We start from the raw sequence: 15,019 nt of genomic DNA, 5'->3' as shown, positions 1-15,019 counted from the left end.
AGCAGCGCCCCCAGCCGTTCCCCGAGGGAACGAGCCGTCTGTTCCTTGGAGGAACGGCTGTCCTGTTCCCTCAAGGAACGGTCCTTCGGCATCCCGTGTTGGCTGGCCTGGGTCGGCGTTCTGATGGCCTCGGCACACCAGGGCGAGCGGGCGCGCCGTGTCGTGGTTTTTTGAGGTTGGCACACGGCACTCACCTGGCCGATCCGCCAACTTTTCGGAGGGCCATCGGGCTTTCGTAACGGATCTGGCCTCCCGGTCGGCATGCGAATTCGAGGCCACATCTCGTGAATTCTCGTCGACGGCCCTGGGCGGTGGCACAAGAATCGTCTGCTTCGCGCGCCACCGAACCGTCCGTCGGGACCTCGGCAGGAGTCGTGTGGGCGCACGGCTGGCGTAGGGAAGTGCGGCCCCTCACCCGAGGGGCCTGCGGATGTGCCCGGGCCCGGAGCGCAGCGTCGGTCGTGTCCGCCCTGATCGGCGCGACGCGCTCGCTTTCCCTCACTGAGGAGGGTGAAAGTCAGCCGGGACGCTCTGGTCTGGCTGTCTTGCCCCTACTGTCGAGCCTCGTCCACCAGTACCGTTGCATGCTCACTCGATGCGGATACGGGACTTCGGGGGCGTGCCCAGTGGCAGGGAGCGAACTGACACTCGGTAAGACGATCGCCAAGGCGCGCAGGCGCAAGGGATGGCCGCAGCGGGACCTGGCTGCGATGATCGACCGGTCGGAGAGTTGGGTGTCTCAGGTCGAGCGGGATGTCATCCCGGTCAACGGTCTGGACGCACTGCGTCAGATCTCTGATGCCTTGGGTATCCCCCTGGCCGAGCTTCTCGCTGTCGCGCCGTCCGGGCCAGCGTCGACATCGACCCGGCGTCGGCCCACCTCGGCTAGGGTTGATCGCAATCTTGGTCCAGAGGAGGGGGACGACCCCGTGCGACGCCGCGAACTTCTGGCCGCTGCGGCGGTGGTCTTCACCATCCCCCTGGCCGGTGCCTCTCCAGCCGAGGCCAGCACCCTCGCGCCCCTGGAAGATCACCTGCTCTACGGCACTGCCACCGTGCCGAAGCGCGGTGAGGTGTCCCCGGCCGGCGTCGCTGCCGAAGTGAAGGCGTCCCGAGAGGAATTCCGAGCCGCCCGGTACGACACGCTGGCCCGGAACCTGCCCGGCAGGATCGCGCAAGCTCAGGGCCTGGAACCGGCGGAGCTGTCGGCCACCGCCGTCGCCGACCTCTACAACATCGCCACTCGGCTGTGTATCAAGCTCGGCGAGGACGGGCTTGTGGCGATCACTGCGGACCGCGCGCTGACCTCCGCGCGAATCGGCGGCGATGCCCTGACGATCGCCGAGGCGCACCGGATGGTGTCCAGTGCATGGCGCCGCCAAGGTCACCTCGCACGCGCCACTGATATCGCCGTCAAGGCAGCGCAGGACGTGCGGGGGGATCGCGGCACCCCCGAGACCGCGCGGCTGTCCGCGAGTGTCTCGCTTCTGGCCACTGCCGCGTACACGGCGGCCAAGTTGGGTGATCGGCCCACCGCGCACGGGCTGATCGGCGAGGCAGCCGAAGCCGCCGAAATCGGCCGGACGAGTCCCGAGGCCCGCACGGACACAGGTACCCAGCAAGTGCTGCTGCACCAGCTTTCCGTCCACTACCTGCTCGGTGACGCCGGGCAGGCGATCGACCTGGCCAAGACCATCAACCCCGCAGCCCTGCCGACCGCCGAGCGGCAGGGGCGGTTCTTCACTGACGTGGCCCGGTGCTTCGACCAGTGGGGCAAGCCCGAGCAGTGCTACCGAGCTCTGCTGGCGGCCGAACGGGCCGCACCGCAGGAGATCCGGCGCGGGTCGGTCAAGAACCTGGCCAGCGGTCTGCTTCGGCATGACCGGACCCTCCCGGGCGTCCGGGCGTTCGCCTCCCGCGCGGGCGTGGCCGTCAACTGACTCACCCGCAAAGGGATTACTACCTCGCAACCCGGTTGCGGATCTGCCTGTTGCTCCGGCGGTTGACTCGTACTCAGCCGCCAAGGGCCGCGTACGGCCGGCCTCTCCTCGCCCCTGGCGGCGGTGACGACCACCACCGTCTTCGAGGAGTTGCACCATGGATGCCACCCGTGCCGATCAACAGCCGCTGCCGGGTCAGTTGCGCCCGTCGGGCACCGACGGCATCGACCAGATCCAGGCGGACATCGCCGCAGCTCTGCGCTCCACCATTGTCCTTCCCCGATATGACGAAGTCCTCCGGCTGATCGACACCCTCAAGGGACATCTCGGCCCGCTGGTCGAACAGGCCAAGGAGCACGTCCAAGACCACCGGCCGGGCGAGGTCGCCTGGTACCGGGAACACGCCCAGATCGACAACGCCCAGATTCAGCTGCGGTCCGGGCCTGGCGATGGGCTGGTGTCGGCCGCCCGTCGCCTTCAGTCGCTGGCCCGGTCCGTTCAGCAGCTGCTCCGCCAGATCCACCACGAACAGGGGGCGTGAGGTGACGCGGCCCGAGCACGGAACCAGGGGCCGCCACCGCAGCGGTGAGCCGCGACTGGACATCTGGCTGGGGCGTCTGTGGCTGCTGGGTGCGTCGGCCACCCTCACGCTCCTGGCCCTGACCGTGCAGCAGGACGCGGACCACACCCTGACAGCCCCGGTCTCCGCACCCGACACCGACCCGGCGCCGCCCGTCTAGGCGCCCACAGATTTCCCGCCGGAACCCCGGTGGGAGAACCGGAGAGAAAGGAACATGCGATGAACGACCTGATCGTCTCGAAGCGTTCCGTGCAGGCCGCCCGCAGCCAGGACCGGCTGAGCGACGGTGGCGGCACCGGCAAGGGCGACGGCAACGACTGATCGGAGCCGTAGATGACCGCCATCTCCTCGGCGGTCCGGAGCCTCGGCGGGGACTTCCCCGCCGAGGCGTTCGGCCGCACCTATCGCCTCTGGCCGCGCGTCGGCGATTTCTCGGACCTGTTCACCTGGGACGACCTCAACCAGATCATCGCCCGGCACCGCCTCGAACCCCCACGGCTGCGGCTCTTCAACGACGGCAGCCAGATCCCACAACACAGCTACGCCCATCCCGTGGTGTCCAAGCGCCACACGGTCTGGCACCGGATCGAGCCGGCCAGCCTGCACCACCAGCTGAAGGACGGTGCCTCGCTCGTCCTGGACGCCGTGGACGCATTGCACCCCGGCGTGGAAGACCTCGCGACCGCACTGGAGCGGCACTTCCGCACCGACGTGCAGGTCAACCTCTACGCCTCATGGACTCCGAAGGAAGGCTTCGGAGTCCACTGGGACGACCACGATGTGGTGGTCGTCCAGCTCGAAGGCGCCAAGCGGTGGAAGCTTTACGGTGCCACCCGGGTCGACCCGCTGCGCGTCGACACCGAGGTACCCGAGCCACCAACCGGGGCCCCGGTCGCAGAGGTTGTGCTCCAGACCGGCGACATGCTCTATCTGCCCCGGGGGTGGTGGCACGCCGTCGCCGCCACCGAGGGCCGGTCCCTCCACCTGACCTGCGGCCTCAAGCCCACCACCGGAGCGGACCTCCTGTCGTGGCTCTCGGACCAGCTGCGGGTCTCGAACACCGTTCGCGCGAACCTGCCGTACTTTGCCTCGGCGGACGAACGGACCACGTATCTCCAAGCCCTGCGCAAGGAGTTCGCCGACGCCCTGCACGAAGGGGTGATCGAGGAGTTCATCAACGCACGGGGCAGCACGGACCCTGGCCGGCCGATGCCGTCCCTGCCGTTCGTGGACGGCATCCCCGCGGACGGAAATCTGTGCGTCCGGCTCACCGCCGCCGGAGCCTGGTATGGCGTGGACGAGATCGGCCACGTCGTATTCAGCGCCGGCGGCCAGGAGTGGACGTTCAGCAGGCCGGTCCTCGCCGTGATCAAGCTCCTTCTTAACGGAACCGCCGCAACCCTGGGCGAACTGTCGGTAAGCTCCGGGCTCCCCGTCGGCCACGCCGCAGCCCTTATCTCTGAGCTGGTCGAGGCCGGTGTCGCCGCCGTCAGCCGGAGAAGGTAGCCGACGATGTTCACCGCCCCTGAACCTGCCGTCAGGGACCGCATGCTCTCCGCCCGAGGCCACGCCTGTGCCCTGATGGGCCTCGTCGAGACGACGGGCGGAGAAGTATGGGGATACGCGGGCAGGACGCTGTCCGGGGCCGTCCACACGCCCACGGGTGTCGCATGGCTGCGACTGGTAAGCGATCCCCAGGGGAAGAGCGGCGGGAAGCTGTGGGAAGGCCCCCGGGAGGCGGAACAGTCCATGCCACCCGCAGTTCCCCGGCCCCGGCTGCTCGGTTTGCGCGACTGGTCGGCCGACGGCTGGGACTACCGGGCCGAGCACTACGAATTCGTCACGAGTCCGCCGGTGGCCAAGAGCCCGGTACTCCACCACCCCGCAGACCTCCCGGACACCTGGTGGCAGGACCTCCACCGGACCCTGACGGACATCGCGCTCGTCGGTACGGACCGCCAGGCGGTGCGCGAGCAGTACATCCGCCGTCGCGTACCGGAGTTCACCGGCGCCACCCCTGGCGAGATCACCTGGACCACGGCCCACGGCGACCTCCACTGGGCCAACCTCACCGGCCCTGCCCTGACCCTCCTGGACTGGGAGGGCTGGGGCACGGCGCCCCTCGGCTACGACGCCGCGACCCTCTACCTGCACTCCCTGCCGGCGCCGGACGTCGCCGAACGCATCCGCAAGGAATTCGCCCACGTACTGGACACCCCGGCCGGCCGGATCGGCGAACTGACCGCCTGCACGGAAATCCTCCAGGCAGCCGCACGCGTGCCGTTCTACGCCGAACTCGCTGACGGCGTACGGCACCACCTCGGTCGGCTGAAGGACTCACGGCCCGGATCAGCGCCGTCGGGCCGGTGAGCGCTGCGAGGTAGGGAGAGCTGCTGCTGTGGAGGCCGACGCGGTGGGCTGTAGCGCGGTGCTGCGGGCCATGGCGGCCTGCGCCCGAGGGCCAGGGGCGTGGCGCTGGCCGAGGCGCTGAATGCGCCAGGTCAGCGCGCGGGCGGGGTGACGGGCGTCGTCCAGGGAACGCTGGCTGAGCGCCTGATCGAGGACCGTGGCCGCGTTGTGGCCACTCGCCTCTGCTTCGGCAAGCACGGTGGTGAGTGCGTCCCAGGCCCGGTCCTGCACGATGCGCTCGGCGTGCTCGGGGATGGCCTGCCGGAGGTGGTGGGCGTAGCGGTGCTTGGTCTGCTGGCCGGGAGCGCGGCGGGCGAGGTTGCCGAGTACGGGTTCGGTGACCGGTCCGTATGCGGCCTGAAGGTGGACGAGGGCCTGCTGGGCTGCCGCCTCCTGCTGAGCGTGCTGATGCCTGCGGTGCCAGTGCATCGCGAAGGCCACCGCTGTGAGCGCGGAGTCCAACAGCATCGCCGCCCCCGAACCGTCGCCCGCCGTACCGGGATCACGCCAGATGGCTTGGACGCTGCGGCGCAGGACGCGTGCGCTATCGCGGTCGGCGGTGATGCGGGAGCGGGTGGCACGCTCGAAGGCGGCTGCGGCCTGCTGCAGTTCGGCCTTCGCCGCAGACGGTGCGGTGACCGGCAGAAGGTCCAGGGCCACGCCGAGCGCGACCAGCTGCCCCTGGGCCACGTGGTCATCGCCGAAGGTGAGGTGGCTGGGGATGCGTTCGGTGGCGGCTGTGGCCTGGTGCCACGGATCGCCCGGCCGCACAGCGATCGGCTCGGGGGCGGCGTCGGCGAGGCGTTGGCGGACCTTGGGCAGGGAGAGATCACCGGCGAGAGTGGAGCCGGAGAACCACACCGGCTCGCAGTCCTTGTTGACGTCGCCGGGCAGGGCGACGCTGTAGCCGAGGACGTCGCCGGAGGGCCCGGTCTTCGGCCGCACGGTCACGCCCATCGCGTCCAGCAACGCGAAGAACTCGGCCTCGCTGGACGCGGCTGCCACCGCGCGGCGTACCCGCAGGCGCAGGACCTCGCGTGCCGGGGCGTCTTGGCCCTGGCGCTTGGCCTTGAAGTGCTCCTTGCTGGTCGGGCGCTTGGCAGCGGTGCCGTCGCCGGGCTTGAGCCGCCTGAGCCCGTAGTCCCCTTCGATCTTGCGGGCCTCCTTCTGGACAGCGCGTTGGTCGTAGTCGCGGCGCGGGCGCCGGCCGTCCTGGCGCACCAATGTGGCGGCGATATGAATGTGGTCGTCCGCGTGGCGCACCGCCACCCACCGGCACGCCCCCTCATCTCCGTCGGGCGCGATGCCGGCGGCGGCCACGATCCGGCGCGCCACATCCGCCCACTGCTCGTCGGTCAGGATCGGGTCCTCGGGCGCGGCACGAACGGGGCAGTGCCACACGGTGAACTTCGGGGCCTTGTCACCGAGCATCCGTATGGGCTGGTCGAGCTGATTGGCGAGTTGGTCCGCCACGTCTTTGGGGTTGCGGTGCGGGCTGCGGCCGGGGTCGGGGGCGAATCCGTTCCAGGAGGCCACCAGGTGGGGGTCGGTGTGCTCGTTGGCCCGGCCCTTGCCGAAGAGGTAGCCGATCGTGCGGCGTGTGGCGTGTGGGCCCTTGCCGAGGATGATCTTGGGTATCACCGGATCACCGGCCCGTGGTCACGCGGTCGATGGCGGTGTCCAGCCGGGCGATGGATGCCTCGATGCGTTCCAGGAGTCGCTGGACGAGGTCGTGGTGGGGCCAGGCCCCGTCCTCGTTGAGGTGCCGGGTGAGCTGGTTGAGGTTGCTGCCGATTTTGCCGAGCTGTCCGTTGGCGCTCATCAGTGCCTTGACCGCGGCGCGGTAGTCGGCGACGGCTGCGGTGGGATCGTCGGAGCGGGCAGCGGCGAGCGACGACTCGGCTACGTAGCCACCGAGCGCCATATGGCTCAGGCCAGCGGCTTCCTGGAGGAGGTCGAACTCGTCGTCGTTGTAGCGGGGGTGCACACGCTTCTCACGCAGCTGCGGCTCTCGCAGACGACGACTAGGGGCAGGTGTCTGCGGTGCGCTCGGCGAGGACTGACTGACCCCTCCCTCGGTCGGCTCCCCTGAGCCGGCCGACTCCGGCGCCCCCTTGGCGCCCGATACCTCCGCCTCCCCTGGGGCGGAGGCCGGGTAAGGACTCCTTACCCGACAACTTGCTGCGTCTGTGGCGGTGGTGGGGCTCTCCTCCTGGTCGATACGGGCGTCCTGGTGCTTGTCGTGCATGGATGGTTCTCCGGGGTGTTGGCGGTCTGGCGGCGGCTCGTTTCGCTGGACACATGCCTGCGCGAGCGAGGACGAGCGAGCGGCCCGGCGCTCAGTACGAGCGCCAGCTGGGGGAATCAGGCGGCGCGAGCGGGCGCACGGTCGAACTCGGCTTGCAGAGCGTCCTTGACCTCGTTCAATCGGTCCTTGCCGATGGGCAGGCCCTTGGCTCGGATGGCCGCTTCGATGTGGCGGCGCGAGACGCGGCCATTGCGTCCCAGGGGCGCGGTCCGGCCGATGTCGAGAAGATCGCTCATCGTGGCGCTGGGCTGTCGGCCCCTGGGCTTGGCGGGCGACGCGGGGGCCTCCGCCACAAGGGCGGCGTCTTCCGCCACGTGATCGGTGCTGTCCTCCGCCACTTCGTCGACCGGGGTTTCCGGTGCGACCGCTCGGTGGCCGATCTTGCCTTCGGAGTGGGCGTATTGAAGAGGGGTGTCGGCTCGGCTGGGTTGGCCGGCGGGGGCCATGTGGCGGTGTGTGGCCGAGTCCTCCTGCGGGCGGTGAGTGGCGAGGTGGCGGCGTATGACGAGGTAGAGGTGGACGGCTCCGGCGAGGGCGAGCGGGGCGATGGCGGAGAGTGCGCCGACGGTGACGTCGTCGAGGTGGAGGCGGGTGCGGTGGTTGAGGTGGATGGCGTGCAGGGCGTTGGCCCAGATGCTGGTGACGGTGGCGGTGCCGACCAGCGCCCACACGTACAGGCGGGAGCGCAGCGGGGCGGTGCGCAGGATGATCAGGGCGCAGATGCCGATGGCGATGAACCCGTCGATCACAAGAGGGAAGGCATAGGTGAGCGGCCCGCGGATGTGGATGGCCAGGGCCATCTGACGCAGTGCGTCGTAGGAGAGCGCGAAGCCGATCGCGCCGAGCAGCGCGATGCCGAAGCGGATGGTGGCGGTACCCGGCAGGGGGGCCGGAGTGGAAGGCATGTGGGTGGTGCTCCAGGGTGGTGCGGGCTGGAGAGGTTGGGCGTTCACGGCGTTCACGAGGGGGGCGTACACGCGAGCCCCCTTCTAAAGGGGGGCTCGCGCGTGAACGCTCTGTCGCGTGTACGGCGTGTACGGTCGCGTGATCGCCTGAACTGGGGTTTTGTCGCGAGCGTGAACGGTGCGAGGGCCTCGTGAGGGCACGTTCGCGCAGGGGGCGCGTGTACGGTCGCGTGAACGGTCCGAGCGCCGGTGCGGTGGGCTCAGGAGACGGCGTTGATGTGGCGGACCGCGGTGTAGTAGCGGGCCTGCTGCCCGCCTCCGCTGCCTCCGGCCACGCCCTCGGCCTTGGTGGCCTGTCCGGTCTTGACCAGCCGCTCCAGGTCGCGTCGGGCCTTCTCGACGGCGCCACGGCTGGGCGTTGGCTCGCCGCTGAGGATGGTGGCCAGGTCGCGTGTGGTCAGGCCGCCGGGGTGGGCCCGGAGGAGCCCGGAGGGGTCCAGGGCGGGGTCGACGGTCGTGGTGCCGCGCACGTGGTCGTGGATGACCTGGAGCGGGCCGATCTCGCCGGTGACCGTCTTGAGATGGTGGACGGTCACGGCCGGGTCTCCTGCCTCCCCGGCGATGAACAGGACGCTGCCGGCACCTGAGGTGAGCCAGGTGGAGCCGTACACCCGGTCGAGGCTGGGCCGTTGGCCCCGTGGGGCGTCGGCTGCCGCCTTGCGCTGGTGGTGCAGCTCCATGATTTCGACGCCGTTGCGCAGAGCACGGCTGCGGGCGTTGTGGAAGGCGACCGCGAGGGCGTCGTCGACCAGGGTGCTGACCGCGTCCTTGAGGCTGTCGATCACGATGGTGTCGGCCTGGTGCGCGGCGGCGAGGTCGGCGAGGAGGTCGGGCTCCTTGTCGAGAGTGGCGGGCAGCGGGCCCTGCCAGACGGCGAGCCGGTCCCGCAGGATCGATTCGTCGGCGGTGGGGTCGATGCGACGGGCCATGGCGCGGGCGATCTGCTTGGGGCGGTCCATGGCCAGGTACAGCACCCGATTGCTGGGGGCGACCGGCATGTTCAGGACGGTGCCCTGGAGGCCGAGGCGGGCGAGGATCACCTGGTGCGCCAGGGTGGTCTTGCCGACGCCTGGCGGTCCGACGATCATCAGGCTCTCCCCAGAAGCCCATGCGGTCTTCTCGGGGGTTCCCCACAACGGCTCCGTCTCCGCACCGGTCTCGGTGACGAACCGATAGCCGTTTACGAGGTGGCGGGACAGGCGTCCTTGGCCGGAGGCGAGCGCACGCTCGCGCTCGGCGCGAACGTCCGCCTCGATCTCGCTGCGTATCGCATCAGGATCGGCGCCCGGCTCCTGGGCGCGCTGGACGATGCGCAGCCCGGAGGCGAGCTGATGGCGCAGGTCTGCCTTTTTGCGCACGATTGACGCGTGGTACGCGGCGCCGCTGATGCCGGGGGATGCTCCGGCGAGCTGGTGGGTGTATGCGGGTCCGCCGACGCGCTGGAGGTCCCCCTGCTCGCCGAGGCGGTCGTTCACGGCGATCGGGTCGGTCGGCTTGTCCTCGCCGTGCAGGGCGAGCAGCACACGCCAGATCGTTTCGTGGGCGGGCCGGTAGAAGGCGCCGTCGCCGAGTACGGGCCGTACCTCGCTGATCGCCTCGCGGCTGTGCATGCACGCACCGAGCACCGCCAGCTCGGCGTCGATGTCGTGCGGCGGCTGCATGGCTGTATCCACCGGTGAAGGGCCTGCTGCCCCGGCGGTGGATGACAGGTGCGGCGGAGGGGTCGTACTGTGGGGCACAGAGCTCCTCAACTGCAGGCCATCGGGGCGGCAACCCCGGCCATGCAGGCAGATCGTTCAGGGATGGGCGATTGGTGAGGTTTGCGCTTGAGCCCTCGGTGCCGGCAAGCACCGAGGGCTTTTTTCGTGGTTCGGAGCGGTCTCCAGCGGTCATGTGGGGGCGGTGGGGGTACCAGCATGCCACATGAATGCAGATTGCAGAAGCCCTCTGCGTTTCGCAGAATCCATGTTACGCTTAAGGGGCGATGCAGCCCGCAGCGCAGACAAGGCAGAAAGGAGGTGTGCGGTGGCAGAGGACGAGCTGGACGAGGGGGTCCTGCTCCGCGGCGAGGAGAACGTCGCCCTGCGGCTCAAGATCGAACGCGAGACACGCGGGTGGAGCACCAACGCCCTGTCGGACCGCCTGGTTGAAGCCGGATACGAGATGAACCCGTCCGCCGTGTGGCGGATCGAGAACGGTAAGCGCCGGATCAACCTCGACGAGGCGATCGGATTCGCCGAGGTTCTCGGCGTCTCCCTGCAGAACCTCGTCGGTCCACCGCAACTCGCAGCAAAGGCACGAGCCATGGAGCTGATCGACGACGTGGTCCGCGCCTTCCGGGAGACCCAGCGGGCCGGTGTCAGCCTCACGCGGGCCCGTGACGCCCTGGACGCCTACCTCGCCGAACACCCCGACATCCGCGAGGAAGCCGACGTCATGGTGTCCAACGCCATGGCCGAGGAAGCCATCGCCAACTTCGCCATAGGGCCCTACGACGCCCCGCCGCCCGGCGAACACCCCGACGCCGACCAGCGCGACTGAGCCGTCCAGGATCGGTCCCTGGTCGCCTCCTGCCCTGAGCCCGCAAACCCTCAGTGGCTGGGAGATCTCACCGCCCATCCCTCCAGAACGACCCGGCAGATCGGTGTTGCCGCACCGCACCTGCCAGACGAGGACTCACCCCTTGCGCCAACCGGCGATACCCCATGCCTCCGCCCGCTCCCTGCGTGCTGGGAGGGAGGTGATCACACCCGATACCGGTGCCCTCCTGACCGTCGACGAGGCCGCCGAGCGCCTCCGGACCGGCATCCGCTTCATCCGGCGCCTCATCCAGGAGCGCCGCATCCAATACGTCAAGGTCGGCCGACACGTGCGCATCCCCGATGCCGCACTGAACGCCTACATTGCGGAGAGGACCGTCCCGTCCCTCCGCGAGGCGCGGTCCTCCTACCGGAAGGCGGCCTGATGGCGGGCCGCAAGCCGCAGCGGCGGCGCGAGTTCGGCACTGCTCGCCAACTGCCCTCCGGTCGGTGGCAGGCTCGCTACTGGGCACCGGACGGCAGCCGCCGCACCGCCCCGGAGACCTTCGCCACGAAGACCGATGCGCAGACCTGGCTGACCCTCACCCAGGCCGACATCGAGCGCAACCACTGGGTCGACCCCGACGCCGGCGCCGTGAACTTCAAGGCGTACGCGCTGAAATGGGTCGATGAGCGGGGCCTTTCGGCGACGACGGAGGAGCTGTACCGCAGGCTCCTGCGGCTGCACATCCTGCCCGTCTTCGGGTCCATGGACCTGGACGAGATCACGCCGCCCGGTGTGCGCACCTGGCGGGCCGAGCGGTTGCAGGCGACAGGCGCGACGACGGTTGCCAAGTCCTACCGGCTCCTGAAGGCGATCATGGAGACGGCGGTCGACGACGAGATGATCCGCCGTAACCCTTGCCGGATCAAGGGGGCGGGCAGCGAAAGGGCCAAGGAGCGGCCGACGGCCACCGTCGAGCAGGTCGACGCGGTCGCGGAAGCCATGGGGCCGCGGTGGCGTCTGATGGTGTACCTCGGCGCGTACGGTCCGATGCGCCCGGAGGAGCAGGCGGCGCTGCGACGGCCCAGCGTCATGTTGGAGCCCCTCGCTGTGAAGGTCAGCGAGGCAGCACCAGAGCTGACCACCGGCCGCCGCGTCGAGGGCGACACCAAGTCGGATGCGGGCGTGCGCACCATCTACCTGCCCGCCTTCCTCTACATCGAGGTGAAGCGGCACCTTGACTGGTTCGCCGAGAAGGACCTCAACGGTCTGCTGTTCGTCGGCGAGAAGGGAGCCCCCTTCCGACGCTCCACGTTCGGCCGCAAATGGCGCCGGGCCCGCGCGAAGGCCGGCCTGCCGGACGACTTCCGCTTCTACGATCTCCGGCACACCGGGCACACGCTGTCCACCCAGGCCGGGGCGACGCTCAAGGACACGATGGTCCGGGCGGGCCAGTCCTCGGAGAAGGCAGCGATGATCTACCAGCACTCTCCTGACGAGCGACAGCAGGAGGTTGCCGGGGGGATCGACGCGAGGGTGCGAGCTGCGCGCGACAATGCGGCGTCTCAGCGGCGGATCGCCAAAAAAGCCTGATCTTTTCAGGGGGACGACAGCACGTCGTCCCCCTGAGGGTAGGTGGGCTACTCGTCTGGGTTTTCCGGCCCACTGCGGTAGCGATCGCCCTGCAAACGGAGGAAGTCATCGAGCGACATGTAGCTGCCACCATTGCCGACCCGGCCCGCAGGCGGGGAGGGGCTAGGTCTCGATTGTGATGCTTGGACTCGCCTCGTGAGGGTGACCACGCGATCTACTGCTTCGCTGAGTGCGCGTGTGTGCCCGTCGTCGAAGGGGACGCCAGCAATCGAGTGGCAGGCATTGGCAATGCCGATGACCACCGGCTTGTCGGCAAGACATTCCACTTTGCCCCCGAAGGTGTCCTCTACAACGGTTGCGTCAACACGCGCGCCGTTAATCCAACTGAGCTGCGCGATCATGTCGGCGATGTACTCGGATGAACCAGACGAGTCGTCCCTGGACGCCAGGCCGTGCTGGATTGCGCGGGACCGAGCATCTTGCAGCAGAGAGAGAACTTGCTGGGCCTCGGCGTGGACGTCTGCCCAGTCCGGGGGGCCGGCGGGAGGCACTGGCTCAGCTGCAGCAGCTGATCTGGTGCGAAGCCTGTTCAATGCGTGCTGGGTCATGCTGATCGCCCACTTGGAGAGATCTGGGTCTGTGGCAGCTTGCTGCGCCCGGTCCTCCACGGCTGTCTTGACCTCGGTGATCCATTGCAGCGCAGAACTCTTGCCGAGTTGATCGGCGACTTCGTGAGTTGCCAGTGAGAGGAGTACGTCAGGAGCCTCTGCGACGGCCTTTGCAGCGCTCACTGCGAGTTCGGGCTGAGCATCGGCTGCTCGGGAGATAACTGTGAGCCCCTGCTGCCGTTGTTCCTGCGCCAGCGACGGATGCTGGAGGAGGCAGGCAATGAATTGGTGGTCGCTTGCCTCCTCGGCCTCCCTGATGACCTCTCCGGCGAGCAGATCCGGGCCGATGGATCCCCACCGTGCGCCACTGCCGGACGGATAGAGCACGGTAAGCATCTCCTCAACTGCATCCACGAGATGCGCGTCTGGTCCGGCGCCTGCGGGAAGTCCATGGTGGTGGGCTCCCAGCCCCGCGACGATGGCGGCTCGTGCGTTCGCGCGATCGTCGGCACCGGCCAGGCTCTGCGTCGCGACCATGGTTTGCAGGAGACCAGGCTGACGGTCGAAAACACCGTCCAGGCCACGAGCACGGGCAATACGCTTCCAGTAGCGTTCCTCATGGGCCAAGAGCACGTCGACTGGGTGTCCGTACTCGGCGAATGCTGGATTGATCTCGGTGAGCACTTCCGCGAGGGCTGCCATGTGCAGTGTCAGGACGGTGGAGTGTCTCTCGATCGGGCCAATGCGCGTTGGTGTTGCCGGCGTGATTGCCGCAGAGCCCCAGTCGTCCTCGACCCCCGCAGCCTTCAAGGTGCGGATGCGCTCTGCGAATGCATGCTTCGCGGCTTCAAATGCCGATTGCGGGGCGGTGGAGTCGATGCAGTCGTTCACCTCTACACCGAGACCTGCCCCCATCGCGGCAGAGCCTTGGCGCGAGCGGCGAAACGGTTGCCACCAACTGCCTTGGTCGCGAGCCAGCAGCAGGAGCCGAATGGGCTGAGCGGTGCCGCCGCTGCCACTCACGATGTTCAGCAGCTCATCGACTTGATCAAGGCGCGTTTCGGCGTAATCGACGATCAAAAGCAACGGTCGGTTCGCTGTGGTGAGGGCCTCGTATTGCGCCGTCCGCAGCGGCGTTTCGGAGAGAAACCCGCCTGCCCAGGGCCGTGGTGAGTCGATGCCGGTCTGGGGCTCGCCCAGCTGGCGCAGCAATTCGCTGGCGAGCCGGGTCTTGCCGACGCCACCGGTGCCGGTGACCGCGGCAACGTCGATCCGACGTCCGCTGTGACACCACTGCGCCAAGCGTTCGGACTGCTCCTCTAACCCTGACATGGGCACGATCTGGGCCTGGGCCGAGAGTAGGTAGGAGGCAGAGAGTCGTGGGTTAGGGGCGTCGTCGAGCAGTGCTTGCAGATCGGCAGGCTGAAGCTGGGCTGGCAGTCCAGTGGCAGCGCTGACCGACTTGGCGAAGCCTTCGGCTGCGAGGAGCCACGAGATGGGAGTTGCCAGAAGGAGCGATGCGTCCCAATTCTCGGGTGCCTGAGTTGCCAGGCCCACCAAAAGTCCCTCACAGAAGATGCCGGCACCGGACATCCCCTGCCACAGGGTGCGCTCGGATGGACGTGCGTCACTCACTTCGAGTGCGTAACGCTGGGACCGCGCCGCCGTCGTCGGGTAGATGTAGCCGTGGACGACCTTGGGATCGCTGACCATGACCTCCCGTGACCTGCGGAGGAAACGTCGCCGCATCGCCCTGGGGAAACCGATTGCTGTGCAGACAGGCCGTTCGGCTGGATGCTCGCAGGTGAGTTCACCCCACCTCACGATCGGTACGTCCACACCGAGTTGTTGCCGATCGGTTTGCAGGATGGCGCTGTCGAGGCCCTGGTCGTGCCAAGTCACCTGCGCATTGACTGCCGGTCCTCCGTCGAGGGCGCGGACCAGCACAGGCTGACCGTCCGGACCCTGACGACATGCGACATGGGCTGCGGTGAGCACGAGGCCAGGCGCGATGATGGTTCCTGAACCGAATGTCTCGTCACGGGGATTGCTGACTTCTACGGCCCGCTGGCGGAGGTGTGCGCTCACTCGGG

General features: G+C 68.7%; 13 protein-coding genes. 8 read left to right on the top strand and 5 right to left on the bottom strand.

The features are described 5' to 3' along the window. Positions 1-461 precede the first annotated feature (461 nt). The 5 genes from ACF088_RS35280 (at position 462) to ACF088_RS35260 (ending at position 4,890) form a co-directional block, all read left to right on the top strand. Complete coding sequence (locus ACF088_RS35280) at positions 462-1,940, top strand: helix-turn-helix domain-containing protein (RefSeq protein WP_392379978.1); 1,479 nt, start codon at positions 462-464, stop codon at positions 1,938-1,940. A gap of 157 nt (positions 1,941-2,097) precedes the next feature. Beyond that, entirely contained in the window at positions 2,098-2,481 is a 384-nt protein-coding gene (locus ACF088_RS35275) for a DUF6415 family natural product biosynthesis protein (protein WP_392379976.1), read from the top strand. Between the two features lies 1 nt (position 2,482). After that, positions 2,483-2,680: a hypothetical protein gene (locus ACF088_RS35270; RefSeq protein WP_392379975.1), complete on the top strand. Its 198-nt coding sequence runs from the start codon at positions 2,483-2,485 to the stop codon at positions 2,678-2,680. Positions 2,681-2,853: 173 nt separating this feature from the next. Further along, on the top strand, positions 2,854-4,026 hold the full coding sequence (locus ACF088_RS35265) for a cupin domain-containing protein (protein WP_392379974.1): 1,173 nt from the start codon (positions 2,854-2,856) through the stop codon (positions 4,024-4,026). 6 nt (positions 4,027-4,032) lie between these two features. Further along, a complete protein-coding gene (locus tag ACF088_RS35260) occupies positions 4,033-4,890 on the top strand; it encodes a hypothetical protein (protein WP_392379973.1) in 858 nt (285 codons plus the stop codon). On the opposite strand, the gene ACF088_RS35255 is transcribed toward ACF088_RS35260, so the two are convergent. From ACF088_RS35255 to ACF088_RS35240, 4 genes are all read right to left on the bottom strand, one after another. Beyond that, on the bottom strand, positions 4,870-6,570 hold the full coding sequence (locus tag ACF088_RS35255) for a mobilization protein (protein WP_392379971.1): 1,701 nt from the start codon (positions 6,568-6,570) through the stop codon (positions 4,870-4,872). The genes ACF088_RS35260 and ACF088_RS35255 overlap by 21 nt on opposite strands. A 4-nt stretch (positions 6,571-6,574) precedes the next feature. After that, positions 6,575-7,177 (bottom strand): MobC family plasmid mobilization relaxosome protein, encoded by a 603-nt coding sequence (locus ACF088_RS35250; protein WP_392379969.1) that lies wholly within the window; start codon positions 7,175-7,177, stop codon positions 6,575-6,577. Between the two features lie 116 nt (positions 7,178-7,293). Continuing rightward, positions 7,294-8,142: a DUF2637 domain-containing protein gene (locus ACF088_RS35245; protein ID WP_392379968.1), complete on the bottom strand. Its 849-nt coding sequence runs from the start codon at positions 8,140-8,142 to the stop codon at positions 7,294-7,296. Between the two features lie 260 nt (positions 8,143-8,402). Then, a complete protein-coding gene (locus ACF088_RS35240) occupies positions 8,403-9,863 on the bottom strand; it encodes a DnaB-like helicase N-terminal domain-containing protein (RefSeq protein WP_392379966.1) in 1,461 nt (486 codons plus the stop codon). Between the two features lie 364 nt (positions 9,864-10,227). Here ACF088_RS35240 and ACF088_RS35235 point away from each other — a divergent pair, with 364 nt between their 5' ends. The 3 genes from ACF088_RS35235 (at position 10,228) to ACF088_RS35225 (ending at position 12,318) form a co-directional block, all read left to right on the top strand. After that, positions 10,228-10,743 carry a helix-turn-helix domain-containing protein gene (locus tag ACF088_RS35235; protein ID WP_392379964.1) on the top strand — a complete coding sequence of 172 codons (516 nt, stop codon included), beginning with the start codon at positions 10,228-10,230 and terminating at the stop codon, positions 10,741-10,743. Between the two features lie 199 nt (positions 10,744-10,942). Beyond that, entirely contained in the window at positions 10,943-11,167 is a 225-nt protein-coding gene (locus ACF088_RS35230; protein WP_392379963.1) for an excisionase family DNA-binding protein, read from the top strand. Continuing rightward, complete coding sequence (locus tag ACF088_RS35225) at positions 11,167-12,318, top strand: tyrosine-type recombinase/integrase (RefSeq protein WP_392379962.1); 1,152 nt, start codon at positions 11,167-11,169, stop codon at positions 12,316-12,318. The genes ACF088_RS35230 and ACF088_RS35225 overlap by 1 nt, the downstream gene beginning before the upstream one ends. 47 nt (positions 12,319-12,365) lie before the next feature. On the opposite strand, the gene ACF088_RS35220 is transcribed toward ACF088_RS35225, so the two are convergent. Next, on the bottom strand, positions 12,366-15,014 hold the full coding sequence (locus ACF088_RS35220) for a serine protease (protein ID WP_392379961.1): 2,649 nt from the start codon (positions 15,012-15,014) through the stop codon (positions 12,366-12,368). Positions 15,015-15,019: the final 5 nt, after the last annotated feature.

This window comes from Streptomyces sp. NPDC015125 (assembly GCF_043080045.1).
Lineage (GTDB): Bacteria > Actinomycetota > Actinomycetes > Streptomycetales > Streptomycetaceae > Streptomyces.
This window is presented reverse-complemented; position numbering and strand designations above follow the sequence as displayed.